Consider the following 14,445-nt stretch of genomic DNA (forward strand, 5'->3'; position numbering starts at 1 on the left):
TAACCTGTTCTTGCTTTGTTTTCCAGAATCGCTCCATTTCGGGAGCAGTAAGGGTCTGTCATGCTCACGCGCAAGCAGCACGAATTGCTCCGCTTCATCCATGAGCGGCTGCGTGAAACCGGGGTTCCGCCGTCCTTCGACGAGATGAAGGACGCCCTCGACCTCAAGTCGAAGTCCGGCATTCACCGCCTTATCACGGCGCTCGAGGAGCGCGGCTTCATCCGCCGCCTGCCGAATCGTGCCCGTGCCCTCGAAGTGATCCGCCTGCCCGATTCGGTCGGTGCAGCTGCCGGTCAGCGCCGCTTCACGCCGAGCGTGGTCGAAGGCGGCCTCACCGAGAAGAAATCCACGCCGCGGCCTGCGGCAGAGGAGCGTTATCGCGACGGCGCCTCGATCCCGGTCATGGGCCGGATCGCTGCCGGTACGCCGATCTCCGCGATCCAGAACCCCAGCCATTCCATCACCCTCTCGGGCGATTTCCTCTCTCAGGGAGATCACTTCGCCCTGGAAGTGCGTGGCGACTCGATGGTCGAGGCCGGCATTCTCGATGGCGACCTCGTCGTCATCCGCCGTCAGGATACGGCGAATACCGGCGACATCATCGTGGCCCTCATCGACGACGAGGAAGCAACCCTCAAGCGCTTCCGCCGCCGTGGCTCCTCGATTGCGCTGGAAGCCGCCAACCAGGCCTACGAGACCCGCGTCCTCGGCCCCGACCGGGTGAAAATCCAGGGCAAGCTCGTCAGTCTCGTTCGCCGCTACTGATCTCGTCCTCTGGGATATCCTGCTCAGGAACAGGCCGCGCCGGGCGCTGTCTTTCCTGAGCAGAGCTTTTCGCGGCATTAGCCGGAGATGCGCTCTCCCGCACGGTCCAAGGCCGGACCTCCCGCCCCTTTTTCACCGAGTGAATCTCAAATTCCTCGAGCCCCATGCGAATGGCGGTCGCGCCACGCTCTGTGAGACGCCTGCGATCCAACACGACAGCCGCTCGGCAGGTTTCCGGAGCATCGAGCCGGGTGATCACGATGGCGGCCCGGCGGCAATCCTCCTCGAAAGCCGAAAACTCCTGAACGAAGGCCACGACGCGCCGAGCGCCCGTCTGGACGACGCAGCCTTGCATGTCGCATTGGGCCGCCTGCTTGAGCGATGCGTCATCCGCACTGCGTCCGTCACCACCTGCCCGCAGCCATTGTTCCGTGACGAATCCGGAAGGCTTTCCGACCAATGTCAGCTCTCCGCGCTCATTGCGGATGGCAGCGCCTGCTCCGTCGCGGTCCACATAAATGTCATAGCGCTCCGGAGCGACCGCGAAGGCCAGTCCGACACCTGCGGGAAAGAGCGCGAGCCAGCGCAAAGGCGAGGCCGGAATCGTGAGCACGAGAAGGCCAAGGCTCAGGAGCGCCAAAGCGCTCATGCCGAGCGCGGGCACGACGATTGTCGAGCCGCTGAAGCCGCCCACCCAGGCTGAGACACCGAGCACCTTCTCAACAGCAACCCCCATCAGCATCCAGACCGGCGCATCGAGACCGAAGGGATAAGCGAGCACGCCGAGAACGGCTGCGGGCATCACCACCAACGACACGAGCGGCAACGCGAGCGCATTGCCGATGAGCCCGTATGGATTGAGGGTTTGGAAGTGGTAGGCCGCGAAGGGAGCCGTGGCGAGGCTCGCGACGAGAGTGGTCGTCATGAGACCGAAGGCGGATCGACCGGCCCACGACATGGTCTTGTCGATCAAGGTGGCGTGCGCCCCCTCTTCCCTGCGCCATTGCAGCAGCGGCACAAGAGTCATCATTGCGGCAACTGCGCCGAACGACATCTGAAAGCTCGGGCCGAGAAGAGCTTCCGGTTCACGAGCAAGGACCAGGATCGCGGCAATGGACAGATTGCGCATGCTCAATGCCGGACGATCCGCAAGAATCGCGCCGAACATGACGAGCGTCATGACGAGCGAACGCTGCGTCGCAACATCCGAGCCCGAAAAAATGCAATAGGCCGTCGCGCCGATCATGGCGGCGATCGCCGCGATTTTCTTCACGGGCCAGCGCAAAGCGAGATCCGGGCTCAGTGCCAGCAGCGCGCGCACGAGCCAGAAGAACGTCCCTGCCGCCAAGACCATGTGCAGGCCCGAGATCGAGACGATGTGATAGATGCCTGCCGAACGCAGCACATCGTTGGTAGGCTCGCCGATGAGCCCGCGCTTGCCGGTAACGAGCGCGGCCCCTACGCCACCGGCGGCGCCACCGATTGCGGAGGCAATGCGTTGCGTAAGCGCATTGCGGGCCTCGTCCACATATGCCGCGAGCTTCAAGGACCAATCTGGCGATGTAGGTGGCTCAATCCGACGGACCGCGCCGGTGAACGAGCCGACCGCTCCGATCCCCTTGTAATAGGCATCGCGCGCGAAATCGTAGCCGCCCGGCCAGGCGGGTTGTGGCGGTGGCAGGAGCCGCGCCGTGCCGGTGATGAACTGACCGGCCGCGAGATCTCCCGCCTTGCGGATGGAAGCACGAACGCGCTCCGGACGTTCGCCATCGCCAACGCCCTGCAGGGAGGTGACCCGCAGCAGGACGCGCTTGCCCTCCTCCCGCTCCTCCACCGCTTCGATGAAGCCTGAAACAGGCGCGATGATCATTCGTGACAACACGGGAGCCGCGACATTGCGCGTGCGGATGACGCCCGCAGAGAACCCGGCGAAGATAGCCGCGAGAGCAAGGCACGTGGACAAGGCGAAAAGCCTGCGCCGCATCCGGATCGCCGCCGCTCCGCAAATCGACAGCGCGGCGAGCGGAGCCCAGAGCGAGGGCTCGTCGGCCTGGAAGAAAAGCACGATGCCGAGGCCAAAGCACACGGCGAGCCAGGGGAAGAGCCGCCGCTGAGCAATCTCGTGCGAAAGGCAGCGCTCCAGCCATCCGCGCCAGTCGAGGGCCTGCCAATCCAGGCCCCAACCAAAGGGGCGCGGCAGTGCCGCTGCCCGCGCAAGGCTGCGCGGGATCCGGTCTGGCTCTCCTTTGTTATCTAGGGTCATGGCTTTGGCTTAACGCGGGGTCGGTTGCATGGTAGACGAGCCCACGCTTCGGCCCAAACCACCCTGTGGATGAGCCGGACCGACGCGAGCCTTCTTCCTAAGGCCGCGCCAATATTCAAGAATTTCAACAAGGTTCCCTGCGATGACCGTCGTCACCCGCTTCGCTCCCTCGCCCACCGGCTTCCTGCATATCGGCGGGGGACGCACGGCCCTGTTCAACTGGCTCTATGCCAAGCGGCATGGGGGCAAGATGCTGCTGCGCATCGAAGACACGGACCGGGAACGCTCCACGGATGCCGCCATCGAGGCCATTCTGGACGGGCTCAAGTGGCTGGGGCTCGATTGGGACGGCGACGTGGTCTATCAGTTCGCCCGCGCAGCCCGCCATCGCGAGGTCGCCGAGACTCTGCTGGCCCAGGGCCGTGCCTATTACTGCTACGCAACCCAGCAGGAGCTGGAGGAGATGCGCGAGCTTGCCCGCAAGGAAGGCCGCCCCTCCCGTTATGACGGCCGCTGGCGCGACCGCGATCCGTCCGAGGCTCCGAAGGACGTGAAGCCCGTCATCCGCCTGAAGGCCCCTACCGAGGGCGAGACCGTGGTGGAGGACGAGGTGCAGGGCCGCGTGGTGTGGCAGAACAAGGATCTGGACGATCTGGTGCTCCTGCGTTCGGACGGCACGCCCACCTACATGCTCGCCGTGGTGGTGGACGATCACGACATGGGCGTTACCCACGTGATCCGCGGCGACGACCACCTGACCAATGCCGCCCGGCAGACGCAGATCTATCAGGCCATGGGATGGGATGTGCCGAAGATGGCCCATATCCCGCTCATCCATGGCTCGGACGGCGCGAAACTCTCGAAGCGCCATGGCGCCCTCGGCGTCGAGGCCTATCGTGCGCTCGGCTACCTGCCGGTGGCCTTGCGCAACTACCTCGTCCGCCTCGGCTGGAGCCACGGCGACCAGGAAATCTTCTCCACCCAGGAGATGATCGATGCTTTCGACCTGAAGAATATCGGCCGCTCCCCGGCGCGCTTCGATTTCGCCAAGCTCGAGAACATCAATGGCCACTACATGCGCCAGTCGAAGGATGAAGACCTCGTGAATGCAATCGAGGCCATTCTGCCGGAGATCGGCGCTGAACGCGGCCTCGGCCCCACATTCAGCCCCGAACTGCGCGAGAAGCTCACGGCGGCCATGCCGGGTTTGAAGGAGCGCGCGAAGACCCTCGTGGAGTTGCTCGACAGCGCCTATTATCTCTACGCCCAGCGACCGCTGAAGCTGGAGGAGAAGGCCGCAACCCTTCTCGGCGAAGGGCAGCCCCGTCTCGCGGGAATCACGGACAAGCTCCGTGGCCTGAACGAGTGGAATGCCCAGAGCGTCGAGGCCGTGGTGCGCGAGCATGCGGAAGCGATCGGAGCCAAGCTCGGACAGGTAGCGCAGCCCCTGCGCGCCGCCTTGACGGGCCGGGCCACCTCCCCGGGCCTCTTCGACGTCATGGCGGTTCTGGGCCGCGACGAAACCCTGTTGCGGCTTCAAGATCAATTGAAGGATGCGCCCGCTGCATAGCAGGCGCATCCTTCTTTAGATGCGCTTGCGGGGGTTCAACGGATAAGCTACCGAAGGCCCCATATTCCCCCACCGACCGGCTGACCTCGGTCCGGCGACTCGATCCCGGAGGGCCCTCCTCCAAGCGTTCGGTTGCTCTAGGTTATGCCCGGCCTCCTGCTGAAAGGGCGAAGACCCATGAGTTCCAACTCCACACTCTCAGTCGACAACAAGGCCGTGGACCTGACGGTGAAAGAGGGCACGATCGGCCCGAGCGTCATCGATATTTCGAAGCTGTACGGCCAGACCGGGATGTTCACCTACGATCCCGGCTTCACCTCAACGGCTTCCTGCGAGTCGAAGATCACCTATATCGACGGCGACAAGGGCGTCCTGCTTTATCGCGGCTACCCCATCGATCAGCTGGCCGAGCACGGCGACTTCCTCGAGACCTGCTATCTGCTGCTCTACGGAGAACTGCCGACCGCCGCTCAGAAGGCCGATTTCGACTACCGCGTCACGCGCCACACCATGGTGCATGACCAGATGAACCGGTTCTTCACCGGCTTCCGCCGCGACGCTCACCCCATGGCGATCATGGTGGCCTGCGTCGGCGCGCTTTCGGCCTTCTATCACGACTCGACCGACATCTCCGATCCGCACCAGCGCATGGTCGCTTCCATGCGCATGATCGCGAAGATGCCGACGCTCGCAGCGATGGCCTACAAGTACCATGTCGGCCAGCCCTTCGTGTATCCGCAAAACGACCTGGACTACACCTCGAACTTCCTGCGCATGTGCTTCGCCGTGCCTGCCGAAGAGTACAAGGTGAACCCGGTTCTCTCGCGTGCGCTCGACCGCATCTTCATCCTGCACGCCGACCACGAGCAGAACGCCTCGACCTCGACCGTGCGTCTCGCCGGTTCGTCGGGCGCGAACCCCTTCGCCTGCATCGCGGCCGGCATCGCCTGCCTCTGGGGTCCGGCTCACGGCGGCGCCAATGAGGCTGCCCTCAAGATGCTGGAAGAGATCGGCACTCCCGACCGCATTCCGATGTACATCCAGAAGGCCAAGGACAAGAACGATCCGTTCCGTCTCATGGGCTTCGGCCACCGGGTCTACAAGAACTACGACCCGCGCGCCCGCATCATGCAAAAGACCACGCACGAAGTGCTCAGCGAACTCGGCATCAAGGACGATCCGCTCCTCGACGTCGCCATGGAGCTGGAGCAGATCGCGCTGAAGGACGATTATTTCGTCGAGAAGAAGCTCTATCCGAATATCGACTTCTATTCGGGCATCACCCTCAAGGCGATGGGCTTCCCCACCTCCATGTTCACCGTGCTCTTCGCGCTGGCCCGCACGGTCGGCTGGATCGCCCAGTGGAGCGAGATGATCGAAGATCCGTCCCAGCGCATCGGCCGTCCGCGCCAGCTCTACACGGGCTCGCCGGAGCGCGACTACGTGACCGTCGCCCAGCGCGGCTAAAATCATCCGCCAACGGATATGAGAAAGGGGCCTTTCGGCCCCTTTTTCTTTTAAAAACTATTGTACTCGTCCACGACTTGCGCACCGAAAGCGCAACGTCGGCGGAGTAGGTTTGGCGGCTTAGCGTTTCGCTTCCAACACCTCGTCTACAATCCGCGCGGCTCTCTCACTGGGAGCCTCGTCGCCAATCCGCATCAGCTCGTCGAGGCGTTGGAGCGCTGCTTCCTGCGCGCGGCGTTCAGGCGTATCGGACAGAAGCGGCAGCACGGCCGCCGCCAATGTTTCCGGCGTGCAATCTTCCTGGATGAATTCAGGAATCGCGTTCTCGCCCAGCACGAGGTTGGTAAGGACGATGGACTGCGCCTTGATGAGCGGGCGCAGGATGATCGCTTCGATCCAGGACACCTTGTAGGCTACGACCATGGGTATCCCCGAAAGGCCGAGTTCAAGCGTCACGGTGCCCGATGCAGCCAGAGCTGCGTCCGCGCTGCGGAAAGCCTGCCACTTGGCAGCCTCGCCTTCCACGATCTGCGGCTTCACGCTCCACGAGGCTGTCCCTTCCCGGATCTCGTTCAGCAAGTGCGGAACGGCGGGGATCGTGACCGCGAATGGACGCGATGTGCGCTGCTCGATCAGGCTCAGCGTCTTGCCGAAGGTATCGAGCAGCCGGCTGACCTCGGAGCGTCGGCTGCCGGGCAGAACGAGGAGATTGACCGGGCCGTCCTTGTGTAAATTGCGCTCGCTGCCTGCCGGACGGAACTCGCTCACTCGCTCGATCAGCGGGTGGCCCACATAGGTCGTGGGCGGACCGCCGAGGCGCTTGTGCGCATCGGGCTCGAACGGCAGCAGCGCGAGAAGATGATCCACGTAAGCGCGCATCTTCGACGCGCGGCCAGGACGCCAGGCCCAGACGGAGGGACTCACGTAATCGACCACCGGAATATGCGGCACGCGCTTGCGGACCGCCTTGGCGACCCGATGCGTGAAATCAGGGCTGTCGATGATGATGAGAATATCGGGATTGGCCGCTATCACCGCATCGGCCGTGAGCTTGATCCGGTTGAGTACGGTCGGCAGCCGCCCGATGACGGCGACGATGCCCATGACGGCAATGTCTTCCAGCGGGAACAGGCTCTTCTGACCTTCCGCCTCCATGGCATGTCCGCCGACGCCGCCAAAGCTCAGACGGTCGGCTCCGAGGCGGGCTTTCAGGGCGCGCATGAGCTTCGCACCGAGCTGGTCACCGGATTCTTCGCCCGACACAATCCATATATTCAGAGGCTTCGTGTCAGCCACGCGGGGCCTCCATCCAGGGCAGATCGACCGCGACGAGGAACAGTCCCAGCCGATCGGCCATGCGCAAGGTTTCCTCCTGCTCCAGCACGAAGGTGGAGCCCTGGCCGACGGCGATTCCGGAAAGGCCTGCCTTCGCAGCCTCGATGATCGTGCGCGGTCCGATGGTCGGCATGTCGACCCGCAGATCCTGGCCGCGCTTCGCGGCCTTGATCAGCACCCCGCCCTCCTTGCGGCGTCGAAGGCCGAACCAGGATTGGCGAAGACCGGCAACGCGCACCAGCATACGGTCGGTGCCTTCAGGCCCTTCGATGGCAAGCACATGGTTGCGGGCGATGACGGCTCCCTGTCCGATGTCGAAGGTGGACAGGGACGAGAGGAGGTCGAGGCCGACGGCAATGGCCTGCCGATCGTCTTCGTTCGGCTCCAGAGCGCCATGCAGGGTGCGTGGGGCAACGAGATCGGGAGCCAGCTCATGCGCACCGATGACGCGATGGCCACGCTCCTCGATGAGCATCACGGCCCCGCGCAGAACCTGATCGTCACCACGGGTGATGACCTCTTTCACCTCCTGCATGTTGCGCAGGGCTGAATAGGCTCCGAGCAAGGCGGAGAAGCCGGGGCGACGAACGGCCCCGACGAGGGAGACCGCGCGCGGCTTCCACCCGTCGAGGGTGTTCATGATGGTCTTGAGGTCGAGCAGGTTCACATTCGCATGGGCTTTCTTGCGCAGCTCAGGCGCCGCAAAGCCCCGGAAGGCAAGAACACGATAGTCCTGCCCCGTCTGTTCGAGGTGTTCGATCAGCTGAATCGGAAGACGGCCGCCGCCTGCGATGATCGCAACAGGCCCACTCGATGAGGCGCGAGCCGGTTCATGGGAGCCGGCTCCAGCCGATATCGTGCTCTCAGGCTGCATTCACAGCCTCACCCAGCGCTGCTGACTGGGTCTTTCGGCGTGCAGATCGAGCGATCCTTGCCCTCGCGGATGAAATCCAGGATCTCGTGGACGAAGGGGTGATCCTCGAATTCGCCTGCCACGTCTTCGACGCGCTCGGCCAGCGTGCCCTCGTCTGCGAAGAGCAGCCGATACGCGCGGCGAATGTCATGGATCTGCTCGCGCGTGAAATTGCGGCGACGCATGCCGATGATGTTGAGACCGGCGAGATGCGCGCGGTTGCCCATGGCCATGCCGTACGGGATCAGGTCGTTCTCCAAGCCGGACATCCCGCCCACGAAGGCATGGTTGCCCACGCGCGAGAACTGGATGACGGCCGAGCCGCCGCCGAAGATCACGAAATTGCCGACCGTCACATGGCCCGCCAGCATCACGTTGTTCGACAGGATGCAGTCGTTGCCGACCTTCGTGTCATGGCCCACGTGTGAGCCAGCAAGGAAGGTGCAGCGGTCGCCGATGATTGTGCGCAGCCCGCCGCCCTCGGTACCGGGATTCATGGTCACGCCTTCGCGGATCATGCAATCGGAGCCGATCTCCAGCGTCGAGGCCTCTCCGCGATATTTCAGGTCCTGCGGAATATGGCCGATGGAGGCGAAGGGGAAAATGCGCGTGCGAGCGCCGACCTTGGTCTTGCCGGCAAGCGCCACATGGCTCATGAGCTGGCAGCCGTCGCCGAGTTCGACCTCAGGTCCAATCGTGCAGAACGGGCCGATCCTCACATCCGCGCCGATCTTGGCGCCGTCCTCGATGATAGCGGTCGGATGGATCATGCTTCCCATCAGTCCGTCACCAGCATGGCACTGACCTCGGCTTCGCAGACGAGCACGCCGTCGACCTTGGCTTCACCCTTGTACCACCACATGTTGCGGCGGTTGTTGAGCTTCTTCATATGAAACTCGACCCGGTCGCCGGGTTCGACGGGCTTGCGGAACTTCACCTTATCAATCGTCATAAAGAAAACCTGCTTGGGCTTCTCCTGCTGAGCGATCTTCGACTTCACGCAGATAGCGCCCGCGGTCTGAGCCATGGCCTCGATGAGGAACACGCCCGGGAAAATCGGGCGAGAGGGGAAATGGCCCGTGAATTGTGGCTCATTGAAGGTGACGTTCTTGATGCCGATGCACGAATTGTCGCCGTCGATCTCGATGATCTTATCGATCAGCAAGAAAGGATAACGGTGCGGCAACAGCTCGAGGATCTCGAGGATATCGGCGGTTTGAAGCGTAGCGGGCGCTTCGGACATGACTGAATACTCCGGATAGGCCTGGCGTATCTTTGTTTTACGAAGATGCGCCGTCGTCTTTGTCGGAATCGCCCTTGGATGCAAGTTTTTTCAGGGCGGTGATCTCGCGGAACCATTCGCGCATGGGCCGGGCGGGAACCCCGCCCCAGCGTGCGCCGGGCGGAACGTCGCCATTGACCGCACTGGTGGCGGCGATCTGGGCACCCATTCCAATGCGCACATGGCCCTTCACGGCAACCTTGCCGCCGAGAGCCACATAATCCTCGAGCGTCGAGGAGCCGGCGATGCCCACCTGCGCCACGATCACGCAATGGCGGCCGATGACCACGTTATGAGCGATCTGGACGAGATTATCGATCTTCGTGCCCTCCCCGATCACCGTGTCGCGGCTCGCGCCACGGTCGACAGTGGAATTGGCTCCGATCTCGACATCGTCCTGGATGATGACGCGGCCGATCTGCGGCACCTTGAGGTGCCCCTGCGGCCCCATGGCAAAGCCGAAGCCGTCCTGGCCGATCCGCACACCCGAATGGAGAATGACGCGGTTGCCGATGAAGGCGTTGGATACGGTCACCTGAGGAGCAAGCGAGCAGTCCCGCCCGATCTTCACATGCGGACCGACAACGCTGTGCGCGCCGATGACCGTGCCTGCGCCGATCTCCGCATGCGGGCCGATGACCGCGCCGGGATCGACCGTAACGCCGTGTTCGAGGCGCGCGGAAGGATGCACGAAGGACCCGGGCGAGATCCCGGTGGCCGCGAAGGTCGTCTCCGGGCGCATGGCCGAGGGGAACATCTGGCCCATGACCTGGGCGAAGACGCGATAGGCCAGCGGGGTGACGATGGAGACGGTGTGCGCGGGCACCTTAGAGGCAAAGCGTGGGGTGACAAGGCAGGCCCCGGCCTGGGTCGTGCCCAGAGCGCCGACATAAGCCGGGTTGTCCATGTAGGCCAGATCGTTCGGCCCGGCACTCTCAAGCGGAGCGACGCCCTTAAGCAAAAACTCCCCGTCGGCACCGTCGGGGAGCGTTGTGTGCGCCAACTCCGCAACTTGACGCAGGTTAAACGTCTGACGCTGCGGAAAGAAAATTGATTCTGTCATGAAAAAGCGAGGGCGCCTGAAGGCGCCCTCCCCGATTAGAAGCGTGTACCGCCCGAGAAGCGGAAGGCCTGGGTGCGGTCGGCGCCGACCCGGGTTCCATCCGACTGAAGGACACCCTCTTCTTTCGAGAGAGCGAACGCATAGTCGAAGCGGATCGGACCGAGCGGCGAAGCCCACAGGAGCGAGGCACCGACCGACGAACGGATCTTGTGGCTGTCGAGCACGTTGATGCAGTTCTGCGGAGCATTCGGATTCGTGTTGCAGGTCACGCCGCCATCCGGAGCGAAGATGCTTCCGTTGTTGACGCCGAACTGCGTCGGGCCCTCATAGCCGTACAGCGTACCAGCGTCGGCGAACACGGCGCCCTTCAGGCCCAGCTCACGCGGCAAGCCGAAGATCGGGAACTGCACTTCGAGCGTGCCGCCGAAGTAAGTGGTGCCGCCGACGGCGTTGGCAGCGGAGTCGATCGTCGAGATATCGCGAGGACCGATACCGTTCGTGGCGAAGCCGCGAACCAGGGACGGGCCCATGAAGAAGTGGTCGACGATACGCAGGTCGGAGCCGTCGTTGCCGCTGCCGCCGAAGCCCATGATGTGACCACCCTGGACACGGGCGATACCGACCACGTCCTCGAAGATCTCGCGGTAGTAGCGAGCATCACCGGTAGCGCGGAAGTAGCGGGAATCACCGCCGAGACCGGCGAAGTCCGTCTTCGCTTCGGCATAGAAGCCGTTGCGCGGGTCGCGGGTGCTGTCCAGGGTATTGTAGTTGAAGGTCAGACCCGCGAGCGAGGTGAGCGTCTCACCCTGCGATTCCTTGATGGCGAGCGAGGCTTCGCCATTGCCTTGGCAGAACGTACGGTTCGGCGTGCCGTCCGTATTCAGCTGGGTGTAGCCCGGAATCGGCGCGGAGCAATCGTTGTACGGCTTCTTCTCGTCGTTCGGGATCTCCAGCTCCTGCTGGTAGAGCGAATAACGCAGGGTCAGCGTGAACTCTTCCGTAACCGGCAAGCCGAGGCGGAGCTGACCGCCGGTCATGCGGTTCTCATAACGGGAGTAGCGGGTCTGATCGCTGAACTTCGAGAACAGGTCGATACCGGCCGCCATGCGGTAGCCGAGGAAGTACGGCTCCGTGAAGGAGAAGTCGACGCCGTTGGAGCGCTGGCCGAGCTGGCCCGCCACGCGGACGAACTGGCCACGGCCCAGGAAGTTGGTCTCGGTGACCGCAACTTCACCGATGAAGCCGTCAGCCGTCGAGTAACCGCCCGAGATGGAGAATGAGCCGGTGGACTGATCTTCCACATCCACGTTCACGACCACGCGGTCGGCCGAGGAGCCCGGCTCGTTGGAAATGCGGACCTGCTTGAAGTAGCCAAGGTTGGTCAGGCGGCGCTCGGCGCGGTCGACCATCACCTGGTTGTAGGCGTCGCCCTCACCCAGATCGAACTCGCGACGGATGACGTAGTCGCGGGTGCGGGTGTTGCCGCGGATGTTGATGCGCTCGATGTAGATGCGCGGGCCTTCCTCGACCACATAGCCGAGATTGACCGTGCGGGAGGCGGGATCGCGGGTACCGACCGGGCGCACCTGGACGAAGGGATTGCCCTGACGCGCAGCGGTCCGGGTCATGGCCTGAACCGACTTCTCGACAGCCTCGGCGTTGTAGACCGAGCCGGCAGACACGGACAGGTCGCCGCGCAGCGCCTCTGCATCGACAGCCGGAACACGGGAATCGACGCTCACATTGCCGACGCGGTACTGCTCGCCCTCTTCCACCACGATGGTGACGACATAGCCGCCACGGGCGGCATCGAACACCACCTCGTTGGAGACGATGCGGAAATCCGCATAGCCGTTCTTGAGGTAATAGCGGCGGATCAGCTCCAGATCGTTGGCAAGGCGGTCGGCATCATAGATGTCCGAGCTCTTGAGGAAGCTGAGGATGTTGGTCTCGGAAGTCTGCATGACGCCACGCAGACGGCCGGCGGAAACCTGATTGTTGCCGACGAAGCGGATTTCCTTCACGCCCGTCTTGTCGCCTTCGACGATGGTGTAAACCACGTCCACGCGACCGTTCGGCAGGTCCACGATGCGCGGGGTGACCTGAGCGAGGCCGCGACCCTGACGACGGTAGATCTCGAGGATCCGCTGCACGTCGGCATCGATGGCCGCCTGATTCACCGACGTCCGGGCACGAACCTGAAGCTCTCCCTCGATGATCGCCTTGTCGACCTTGCTGTTGCCTTCGATGGCAACGCGGTTGATCAGCGGACCCTGGGCGGCGGCGGCGCGACGGCTTGTCTGCGGCGAGCGCTGAGCAAGCGCGCTATCCGCAACGGTGAGGCCCGCCATCAGCGCGCTCATGGCGATCATTGCGGTGGCTGCCGGCTTCTTCCGGCGTGGCGTGGTCGTCGACATCATCAACTGGCCCGTTTCTTTATACTTTGTCCATCGCGGGGCTTAAGTCCGCGGGCTGGAGACAGGTGTCCCAACCTTATTGGTGCTGCCCCGCTTGTACAAACTTTCGCCGTCATTGCAAACGGCACTTGCAAAACAGAGTACCAATTTTTCCACCGGCGTGGCGTCCTTGTCACGTTCTCCCCACCATAAAACTTGTGACAAGGTGAACGAGCCCTCACCCGAACGAGCGGGTCAGGTCGCTCCAGGTCGCCAGGATCATGAGCATCGCCACGAAGGCAAAGCCGATCCTGAAGCCGATTTCCTGGGCTTTTTCGCTCAAAGGACGACCGCGGATGGCCTCGATGGCATAGAACAAAAGATGCCCGCCATCGAGCAGAGGAATCGGAAAAAGGTTAATAAGGCCAATGGAGACCGACATGAAGCCGATGAGGTTCACCAGGCTGTAAAGGCCGCCGATCTCGTAAGCCGTTCCCGCGATCCGGGCGATCCCGACAGGCCCGGAGAGCTGATCGATGGATTCCCGGCCCAAGACGAGGCGGCGCAAGAAATTGAAGGTCCGGTCGACCTGATTCCAGGTGTCCACGGCGCCGGCCTTCACGGCCTCTAGGGGGCCGTAGGAGATGCGCTTGATGGCCGAGCGGTCCTGCGGAGCCTGAACGCCGAGGAGCCCGATGCGCTGCTTGCCGAAGGGCGTATCCCGCTCTTCCACCTTGGGAATCGCCGTGAGGCTGACTTCCCTGCCATCACGGTCGACGATGAAGTTCAGCGCTTCGCCGGAGCTGGAGCTGACGATCATCTGCATGTCGGCAAAGGTCTCGATCCGGGTGCCGTCGATGGAGCGGATCACGTCGTGGGGCTGGAAGCCTGCCGCCTCGGCCGCGCTGCCGGGGATCACGCGCTCGATCACCGGCTCCAGCACCATGCGTCCGCTGAAATAGTTGAAGCCCGCGAAGATCGCGATAGCCAGGATGAAATTGGCAATCGGACCGGCTGCGACGGTCGCCGCGCGCTTGGCGACACTTTGATGGGGAAAACTGATGGCTCGCAGCTCGGGCGACATCTGCTGGGCGCCCTGCGCATCCGGAACGCTCGCCGCGTTCAGGTCCCCAACGAACTTTACATAGCCGCCAAGGGGAATCGCCGAGATTTTCCAGCGGGTGCCGTTCTTATCCGTCCAGCCGATGAGCTCCCGCCCGAAGCCGATGGAGAAGGCAGACACGCCGATCCCACACCGGCGTCCGACCCAGTAGTGACCGTATTCGTGAATGAAGACGACGACCGACAGCACGACCAGGAAGGCAAAGATTGTCAGGGCAAAAGACCCTGTCATGCCGGCGATTGCTGAAACCCACTCCATGATTGTTCCT

Annotated in this window: 11 protein-coding genes; 3 read left to right on the forward strand and 8 right to left on the reverse strand. The window is 63.3% G+C overall.

The genetic code is table 11. The annotated features are described in order from the left end of the window. The first annotated feature begins 60 nt into the window (after positions 1–60). Entirely contained in the window at positions 61–765 is a 705-nt protein-coding gene (gene lexA / locus BLP10_RS12430) for a transcriptional repressor LexA (protein WP_091134844.1), read from the forward strand. Here lexA and BLP10_RS12435 read toward each other — a convergent pair. After that, positions 743–3,028, reverse strand: a complete 2,286-nt coding sequence (locus BLP10_RS12435) for a ComEC/Rec2 family competence protein (RefSeq protein WP_091134845.1) — start codon at positions 3,026–3,028, stop codon at positions 743–745. The two genes, lexA and BLP10_RS12435, sit on opposite strands and share 23 nt — an antisense overlap. Before the next feature lie 142 nt (positions 3,029–3,170). On the opposite strand from BLP10_RS12435, the gene gltX reads away from it, so the two are divergent. Continuing rightward, on the forward strand, positions 3,171–4,598 hold the full coding sequence (gltX, locus tag BLP10_RS12440) for a glutamate--tRNA ligase (protein ID WP_091134847.1): 1,428 nt from the start codon (positions 3,171–3,173) through the stop codon (positions 4,596–4,598). Between the two features lie 177 nt (positions 4,599–4,775). Then, positions 4,776–6,065 carry a citrate synthase gene (gene gltA, locus BLP10_RS12445; RefSeq protein ID WP_091134848.1) on the forward strand — a complete coding sequence of 430 codons (1,290 nt, stop codon included), beginning with the start codon at positions 4,776–4,778 and terminating at the stop codon, positions 6,063–6,065. Positions 6,066–6,185: 120 nt separating this feature from the next. Here gltA and lpxB read toward each other — a convergent pair whose 3' ends face one another. From lpxB to rseP, 7 genes are all read right to left on the reverse strand, one after another. Further along, a complete protein-coding gene (lpxB, locus tag BLP10_RS12450) occupies positions 6,186–7,361 on the reverse strand; it encodes a lipid-A-disaccharide synthase (RefSeq protein ID WP_091134849.1) in 1,176 nt (391 codons plus the stop codon). Further along, on the reverse strand, positions 7,354–8,274 hold the full coding sequence (locus BLP10_RS12455; RefSeq protein WP_091134851.1) for an LpxI family protein: 921 nt from the start codon (positions 8,272–8,274) through the stop codon (positions 7,354–7,356). The genes lpxB and BLP10_RS12455 overlap by 8 nt, the downstream gene beginning before the upstream one ends. Before the next feature lie 8 nt (positions 8,275–8,282). Further along, positions 8,283–9,095: an acyl-ACP--UDP-N-acetylglucosamine O-acyltransferase gene (lpxA, locus tag BLP10_RS12460; protein WP_425286954.1), complete on the reverse strand. Its 813-nt coding sequence runs from the start codon at positions 9,093–9,095 to the stop codon at positions 8,283–8,285. Continuing rightward, on the reverse strand, positions 9,092–9,556 hold the full coding sequence (gene fabZ / locus BLP10_RS12465; protein WP_091134855.1) for a 3-hydroxyacyl-ACP dehydratase FabZ: 465 nt from the start codon (positions 9,554–9,556) through the stop codon (positions 9,092–9,094). The genes lpxA and fabZ overlap by 4 nt, the downstream gene beginning before the upstream one ends. A gap of 37 nt (positions 9,557–9,593) precedes the next feature. Further along, the gene (lpxD, locus tag BLP10_RS12470; RefSeq protein WP_091134857.1) at positions 9,594–10,658 is read right to left on the reverse strand and encodes a UDP-3-O-(3-hydroxymyristoyl)glucosamine N-acyltransferase; all 1,065 of its coding nucleotides are present in this window, start codon (positions 10,656–10,658) and stop codon (positions 9,594–9,596) included. 35 nt (positions 10,659–10,693) lie between these two features. After that, entirely contained in the window at positions 10,694–13,078 is a 2,385-nt protein-coding gene (gene bamA / locus BLP10_RS12475; RefSeq protein WP_091134859.1) for an outer membrane protein assembly factor BamA, read from the reverse strand. A gap of 214 nt (positions 13,079–13,292) precedes the next feature. Further along, positions 13,293–14,435 (reverse strand): RIP metalloprotease RseP, encoded by a 1,143-nt coding sequence (rseP, locus tag BLP10_RS12480; RefSeq protein WP_091134861.1) that lies wholly within the window; start codon positions 14,433–14,435, stop codon positions 13,293–13,295. Positions 14,436–14,445: the final 10 nt, after the last annotated feature.

The organism is Microvirga guangxiensis, assembly GCF_900102135.1.
GTDB classification, from domain to species: domain Bacteria; phylum Pseudomonadota; class Alphaproteobacteria; order Rhizobiales; family Beijerinckiaceae; genus Microvirga; species Microvirga guangxiensis.

What these genes read in the sequence shown, in the direction of transcription:
- lexA (WP_091134844.1), top strand. Translation starts at nt 61, where the DNA reads ATGCTCACGCGCAAGCAGCACGAATTGCTCCGCTTCATCCATGAGCGG.
- BLP10_RS12435 (WP_091134845.1), bottom strand. Translation starts at nt 3,028, where the DNA reads ATGACCCTAGATAACAAAGGAGAGCCAGACCGGATCCCGCGCAGCCTT.
- gltX (WP_091134847.1), top strand. Translation starts at nt 3,171, where the DNA reads ATGACCGTCGTCACCCGCTTCGCTCCCTCGCCCACCGGCTTCCTGCAT.
- gltA (WP_091134848.1), top strand. Translation starts at nt 4,776, where the DNA reads ATGAGTTCCAACTCCACACTCTCAGTCGACAACAAGGCCGTGGACCTG.
- BLP10_RS12455 (WP_091134851.1), bottom strand. Translation starts at nt 8,274, where the DNA reads ATGCAGCCTGAGAGCACGATATCGGCTGGAGCCGGCTCCCATGAACCG.
- fabZ (WP_091134855.1), bottom strand. Translation starts at nt 9,556, where the DNA reads ATGTCCGAAGCGCCCGCTACGCTTCAAACCGCCGATATCCTCGAGATC.
- lpxD (WP_091134857.1), bottom strand. Translation starts at nt 10,658, where the DNA reads ATGACAGAATCAATTTTCTTTCCGCAGCGTCAGACGTTTAACCTGCGT.
- bamA (WP_091134859.1), bottom strand. Translation starts at nt 13,078, where the DNA reads ATGATGTCGACGACCACGCCACGCCGGAAGAAGCCGGCAGCCACCGCA.
- rseP (WP_091134861.1), bottom strand. Translation starts at nt 14,435, where the DNA reads ATGGAGTGGGTTTCAGCAATCGCCGGCATGACAGGGTCTTTTGCCCTG.